This window comes from Kutzneria sp. 744 (assembly GCF_000568255.1).
In the GTDB taxonomy this organism is placed as follows: Bacteria; Actinomycetota; Actinomycetes; order Mycobacteriales; family Pseudonocardiaceae; genus Kutzneria.
Genome location: NZ_KK037166.1, coordinates 9,973,368 through 9,979,045, shown reverse-complemented (window position 1 = coordinate 9,979,045; position 5,678 = coordinate 9,973,368). Strand labels below are relative to the sequence as shown.

Genomic DNA, 5,678 nt, shown 5'->3' with positions numbered 1-5,678 from the left:
GTGTCGCTGACGGTTCCGTCCGATGTGGACGAACTGTGGCTGGAGCTGGAGCGCTTCGCGTCCACGGAAAACGCCGGTGTCGCCGGCAGCATCGACCGTTTCGGCCGGGCCGAGCTGTCGACTTCGGCGGCCGAAGCCGTTGCCAGCGCCGGGATCTCCGGTCGAGCCGTGGTCTTCCCCGGTTCGACCGGCCTCACCGGCGGGGTTCGGGTCGGCGATGGGCTGGCCGGTTCGGCGATCGACCGTTTGCACGTCGTGGGCGGGCCGGACCGGCCGGTGGCCGAGGACGTCCTCGACACACGGGACCACGTGCGACCGGAGTGGCAGGCCGGAGAACTGGTGCTGGCCGTGACGCCGGCCGGCCCGGGTCGGTACGCGCCGTTCGAGGTGCCCAACCCCACGCCCTGCTGCGCCGATCACTGAACGGTCAGCCCGGCGCGGACGGCCAGCACGACGAGTTGGGCGCGGGAGCGGGCATTGAGCTTGCCCATCGCCCGCGCCACGTGGGTGCGGACGGTCGCCGGCGACAGGACCAACGCGTCGGCGATCTCGCGGTTGGACCGGCCGGTGGCCACCCACGCCGCGATCTCCCGCTCCCGCTCGGTCAGCGTGTCGAGGCCCTCGATGGCGGTGGGCGCCGACCACCGCCGGGCGAACGTGGACACCATCAGCCGCGTCACCGATGGCGACAGCAGCGCTTCGCCGGCAGCGACAACCCTGATGGCGCGCACCAGATCGGTGGGGGCGCTGTCCTTGAGGACGAAGCCGCTGGCCCCGGCGCCGAGCGCCTCGAACACGTACCGGTCGATCTCGAACGTCGTGACGACGATGACCCGCACCGGATCGCCGGCGAGGCGGCGCAGCACCTCCAGCCCGTCCATGCCGGGCATGCGAATGTCCAGCAGCAGCACATCGGCCGGGCTGCGGCTGAGCTGAGCGAGGGCCTGCTGCCCGTTGTCCGCCTCGCCGACGACCCTCATGTCGTCCTCACGGTCCACCAGCACGCGCAGCCCCATCCGTACCAGCTGGTGATCGTCGACCAGCAGCACCCGGATCACCTCGCCGCCTCCGGCGCCGGCAGCCAGGCCACGACCTGGAATCCGCCGCCCTCGCGGGGCCCGGCCTCCAAGCGGCCGTGCAGCTCTTCGACCCGGCGTCGCATGCCGGCCAGCCCTCGGCCGGCTTGGGTGGACGCCCCCACGCCACGGTCGCTCACCCTGACCTCGACGTGCCGGTCCCCGCGGTCTACGGCAACCTCGGCACGGGTGGGGCCGGCATGGCGGAGCACGTTGGTCAGCGCCTCCTGCACCACCCGATACACCGCGGTGCTGTGCGGTTCGGGCAGGTTGTCGGCCCCGCTGACGTGCACGTCCACCTTGAGGCCGCCGGCGCGGACCTGCTGGACCAGGTCGGTGAGCGTCGGCGCGGGGTGGAACGCATCCAGCATCCCGCGCAGGTCGGCCAGCGCGGCGGCGCTGGTCTCCCGGATCGCCTCCATGCAGATCCGGGCCTGCTCCGGCTCTTCGTCGAACACCAGCAGCGCCACCCCGGCCTGCATCGTGACCAGGGCAAAGCCGTGGCCTGCGATGTCGTGCACCTCGGCCGCCAGCCGCATCCTCTCCTCCACGACGGTTCTCGCGATCAGGTTCCGCCGGGCGGTGCCCATCACGTGGATCAGCGCGCCGAGGGACCAGGGCAGGACGATCCACCCCGTCCAGGCCAACGCCAGCAGCGCCGGGACGTGGCGGTCCCCGATCAGCCGGAGCAGGATCGTGGCCGCGGACACCACCGCCGCCACCCCGGCGGAGACGGCCGACACCGACAACACTTGTTGTCGGGCGAGCTCGAACACGGCGATCACCAGGCACAGCAGCACCGGCCCGTAGGGAAAGCCGGCCAGCAGATAGGCGTTCACCAACGGTCGCGCCCGCCAGCGCCGCCAACGGGGCCGTCCGCCGCAATGCCGCGGTCACGGCCGCCGCCCCCACCAGCAGAAAACAGACCCAGCAGGTCCAGCGGTCGCGAGCGGTCCGTCTGCCCCGCACCGACGGCCAGCGTTCCCGCGACCACGACCGCCGCCAGTCCGGCCGCCAGCACCATGTCTGTCCACACCGGACGCCCGACTCCGACCATGCCCGTCAGCATGCCGATCGCCGGCCGTCGCCGCGTCAGCCTCACGCCGACACCTCACTACGTCAGCTGACGTACGTCCGCGCCGCGAAGGCCGCCCTGCGTCCGATGCGACACTTCGCCGGCCGGGCCGAGGATTGCCCTTGTCCACCAAGACAAAGGAGATCCATCGATGGCCAAGACGCGCCAGGCGTGGACCGCGATCGGCCGGGCCACCGGCCGGCACCGAACGCTGCTGATCGCCACGTGCGTGGCGCTGGTGGTCGCCGCAGTGGCCGATGAGGCCACCGGATACGACGGGCCCGGCCCGTTCATCTACCCGGCCTTCGCGGTGGTCGTGGCGCTGGCCCGGTGGCGGTACATCCCGTTGCTGGCCGCCGTGATGAGCGCCTTCTTCCTGTTCGGCGGCCTCGTGTCGCCCCAGTTCACCGCCAAACTCACCGACCCGGCCGTGGTGCTCGACTTCACGGCCGGCTGGGTGCAGATGCTCAGCTTCGTCGCGGCCGGCGTGTGTGCCGTCGCCGCGGTCGTCCGCGCCAATCCATAAGGAGTGCACCATGTTCCGTCGCTTCAACCGCGGCACCCTCGTCTGCCTGGCCGGGCTGCTCGTCGGCATCGTCGGCCTGCTCATCCAGTGGGCGGCCGACCCGGCCAAGTTCAGCGCGGGCGAGCAGCCGTTCGGCATCGCCTTCCCGCCGGGCATCCTGTTCATCGCCGGGGCCGGCCTGCTGACGCTGCTGACCGCCCGCTGGCGGTGGCATCCGGTCTTCGCGGTGCTCATCGCGTTCTGGATCGTCGGGGTCGGCGGCCTGGCCAACCAGTTGACGCCCAACCTGTTCTCCCCCAACCCGGGCACGGTCGCCGGCAACGCGACCATGGCCGCAGGCCTCGTCCTCGCCGCCGTCGCGGGCGTGGCCGGCATGGTGCGGGGCCGCCGCGCGACAACAGCCGTTGTCAGCTGATCACCCCCGTGGTTCGATGGCGGTGATCCGAACGGGAGGGCCTCGACGTGACCGACCTGCCCCGGCGCCGCATCGGCCGCGACGGCCCGGCCACCGGCGTTCTCGCCCTCGGCTCGTGGCACACCTACGACCGCATGCACTTCCCGGACGCGGTGCGGATGCTGCGCCGGGCCGTCGACGCCGGCATCACCCTGTTCGACGTCGGCGTGTACGGCACGGCCGACCGGCCGCCGGTCTTCACCGATGTGCTGTTCTCGGCCATGGTCCGCGCCGCCGGCCTGCGCCGGGACGAGTACCTGTTCTCAAGCCAAGCTGTGGCTGGCGGACTACTTCGGCGACAGCCTGCGGCGTCGTGAGTCAAGACCGACCTCATGCGTCGATCGCCAGTTTAAGACTGCATAGAAACGTGATCGCGTGAGCAGCGGTCCAGACAACACTTTAGAGATCGTTTTGCCAATCACGCCGGCAGATGGAAGTCAGAAGGCTTCGACTGTACCCCTCACAACGTGTGTTACATACGCGCTCGATTCGCGACGCTGAGATCAACTCGCGCTCGCGCATACCAGACGGCAGAGGCTCGGTATGCCTTTTCGCGCTGTTCCGGGGCGGCGTCGAGCACGCCGATCTGGTGATCGTCGGCGAAAACTCGCCCGGCATCGACCTGCACGCCGTTGTCAATGAGCTGGGCGAGCTGCACCGGGCCGGGCTGGTCCGGCAGTGGGGCGTGAACAACTGGTCTCCGGCGTCGATCCGGGCCGCGCACGACTTCGCCGAAGCCGACGGTGTGCCCGGCCCGGTCATGGCCCAGCTGGTGAACAACATCGCCCGACGGTCCGCTGTGGAGGGTCCGGAGTTCGGAAAGGTGTTCGGGGAGCTGGGAGTCACGCTGCAGTCGTCCGACGTGTTCGAGGGCGGGCGGCTGCTGGGCAAGAGCCGCACGGGCGCCGAGCCGTTCGACGACGTCCAGCGACGCATCGCCGACGACGTCGAGGGCATCCGCAAAGCGGCGGAGAGCGTCGGCGCCACGCCCGCCCAGCTGTGCCTGGCCTTCACGCTCACCCATCCCGCCAACACCACCACGCTGTTCGGCGCGACCAGCGTCGAGCAGCTGGGGCAGAATCTGGCCGCGGTCGACCTGCTGGACCGGGTCGGTGCCGCAGACCTGCGTGCCCTGGTCGACCCGTTCTGGGCCGACCGCGATCTCGCCGACGGGTAGCGTGCCCACCGTGGAACCGGTCGGGATCTCCTTGGGCAAGCCGCGTGACGAGCGCGCGGACGCGGCGCGCAACCGCGCGCACCTGATCGAGGTGGCCAAGGCGATGGTCGCCGAGCTCGGCGCCGACAAGGTGACCATGGACGGGCTGGCCGAGCGCGCGGGACTGGGCAAGGGCACGGTGTTCCGCCGGTTCCGCACTCGGGCCGGCATCTTCCTCGCGCTGCTGGACGAGGAGGAGTCCGAGTTCCAGAAGCGGGTCCTGTTCGGGCCGCCGCCGCTGGGCCCCGGCGCGCCGGCAGTGCGGCGCTTGGTGGCGTTCGGCCACGAACGCATCGCTTTCCTGATGGCCCACCGGGTTCTGGCCCAGGCCGCGCTCGACCCGGGGCGTCCGATCTCCATCGCGCGCAACCCGTCCCTGTTCCACGTGCAGATGCTGCTGCGGGAAGCCTGCCCGGACGTCTCGGCGCACGGGGCGCTGGCGCTCCAGCTGACAGCGGCGTTGGAGGGGCCGATCCTGCTGTACTTCCTCGCCTCGAAGGAGGCCGAGCCCGGCCCGATGCCCGAGCAGCTCGCGGCCTCCTGGCAGACGCTGGTCGAGCGCCTCTGCCACTAGGCGCGTACCACCGAACGTCACCGAAGCACCACGTGTTGTGAAGTCTTTCACGCGCGAAATAAAGCGGGGTGAAGTCCGCTTATGGCCAGGTGCGGCCTCCCGTCCGGGCGACCGCCTCGATCACCGAGTGGTCGAGCAGCTGGCATCGCCGCGAGGAGACTGTCGTGATCAGTGATTCGTTGACCGGACGCCGCGCCCTGGTCACCGGGGGAACGAAGGGCATCGGGGCCGCCATCGCCGCCCGGTTGACCGAGGCGGGGGCGCGGGTCCTCACCACCGCCCGCAAGGCCACGACAACAGATGTTGTCGCCGCCGACCTGAGCACGGCCGAGGGCGTGGCCACCGTCGCGGCGGCCGTCCGCGAGCGGCTGGGCGGGCTGGACATCCTGGTGCACAACGTCGGCGGCGTGGAGTTCTCGGGCGCGAAGACCACCTTCGAGCTGACCGACGAGGAGTGGATGCACACCCTGTCGCTCAACCTGATGTCGGCCGTGCGACTGGACCGCGAGTTCGTGCCGGAGATGGTCAAGGCCGGCCGCGGCGCGGTCGTGCATGTGTCGTCGACCTTCCGGCACATGGTCATGGGCCCGCTGCCCTACGGGGCCGCCAAAGCGGGAATCAGCCGCTACAGCAAGGGATTGGCCCACGAGGTGGCGGCGGCCGGCGTGCGGGTGAACACCGTGACGCCCGGCCTGATCGTCACCGACGCCACCCGCAACCACCTGCACAGCCAGGGAGTGACCGAGGAGGACCTGCC

The 5,678-nt window shown here is 70.9% G+C and carries 10 protein-coding genes; 7 read left to right on the top strand and 3 right to left on the bottom strand.

The window, feature by feature from the left end:
- Nucleotides 1-423 (top strand): hypothetical protein (locus KUTG_RS54795; RefSeq protein ID WP_052396189.1); only part of this gene is annotated, 423 nt, incomplete at its 5' end.
- Here KUTG_RS54795 and KUTG_RS45640 read toward each other — a convergent pair.
- The 3 genes from KUTG_RS45640 to KUTG_RS59785 are packed head-to-tail and all read right to left on the bottom strand — an operon-like array spanning nucleotide 417 to nucleotide 2,178.
- The gene (locus tag KUTG_RS45640; protein ID WP_043726167.1) at nucleotides 417-1,058 is read right to left on the bottom strand and encodes a response regulator; all 642 of its coding nucleotides are present in this window, start codon (nucleotides 1,056-1,058) and stop codon (nucleotides 417-419) included. The two genes, KUTG_RS54795 and KUTG_RS45640, sit on opposite strands and share 7 nt — an antisense overlap.
- On the bottom strand, nucleotides 1,055-1,915 hold the full coding sequence (locus KUTG_RS45635; protein WP_157495251.1) for a sensor histidine kinase: 861 nt from the start codon (nucleotides 1,913-1,915) through the stop codon (nucleotides 1,055-1,057). The genes KUTG_RS45640 and KUTG_RS45635 overlap by 4 nt, the downstream gene beginning before the upstream one ends.
- Nucleotides 1,912-2,178 carry a hypothetical protein gene (locus KUTG_RS59785; RefSeq protein ID WP_157495250.1) on the bottom strand — a complete coding sequence of 89 codons (267 nt, stop codon included), beginning with the start codon at nucleotides 2,176-2,178 and terminating at the stop codon, nucleotides 1,912-1,914. Before KUTG_RS59785 ends, KUTG_RS45635 begins: the two co-directional genes overlap by 4 nt.
- Nucleotides 2,179-2,302: 124 nt before the next feature.
- On the opposite strand from KUTG_RS59785, the gene KUTG_RS45630 reads away from it, so the two are divergent.
- The 6 genes from KUTG_RS45630 to KUTG_RS45605 form a co-directional block, all read left to right on the top strand.
- Nucleotides 2,303-2,677, top strand: coding sequence for a hypothetical protein (locus KUTG_RS45630; RefSeq protein WP_052396188.1), 375 nt, complete (start codon nucleotides 2,303-2,305; stop codon nucleotides 2,675-2,677).
- A 10-nt stretch (nucleotides 2,678-2,687) separates the two neighbouring features.
- Complete coding sequence (locus KUTG_RS45625; protein WP_043726165.1) at nucleotides 2,688-3,092, top strand: hypothetical protein; 405 nt, start codon at nucleotides 2,688-2,690, stop codon at nucleotides 3,090-3,092.
- Nucleotides 3,093-3,139: 47 nt separating this feature from the next.
- Nucleotides 3,140-3,448 carry an aldo-keto reductase family protein gene (locus KUTG_RS45620; RefSeq protein WP_043726163.1) on the top strand — a complete coding sequence of 103 codons (309 nt, stop codon included), beginning with the start codon at nucleotides 3,140-3,142 and terminating at the stop codon, nucleotides 3,446-3,448.
- Between the two features lie 272 nt (nucleotides 3,449-3,720).
- Nucleotides 3,721-4,308 carry an aldo/keto reductase gene (locus KUTG_RS45615; RefSeq protein ID WP_052396187.1) on the top strand — a complete coding sequence of 196 codons (588 nt, stop codon included), beginning with the start codon at nucleotides 3,721-3,723 and terminating at the stop codon, nucleotides 4,306-4,308.
- A gap of 10 nt (nucleotides 4,309-4,318) precedes the next feature.
- The gene (locus KUTG_RS45610; RefSeq protein WP_232241291.1) at nucleotides 4,319-4,921 is read left to right on the top strand and encodes a TetR/AcrR family transcriptional regulator; all 603 of its coding nucleotides are present in this window, start codon (nucleotides 4,319-4,321) and stop codon (nucleotides 4,919-4,921) included.
- Nucleotides 4,922-5,085: 164 nt separating this feature from the next.
- The coding region (locus KUTG_RS45605) for an SDR family NAD(P)-dependent oxidoreductase (RefSeq protein WP_157495712.1) at nucleotides 5,086-5,678 on the top strand (593 nt) is incomplete at its 3' end.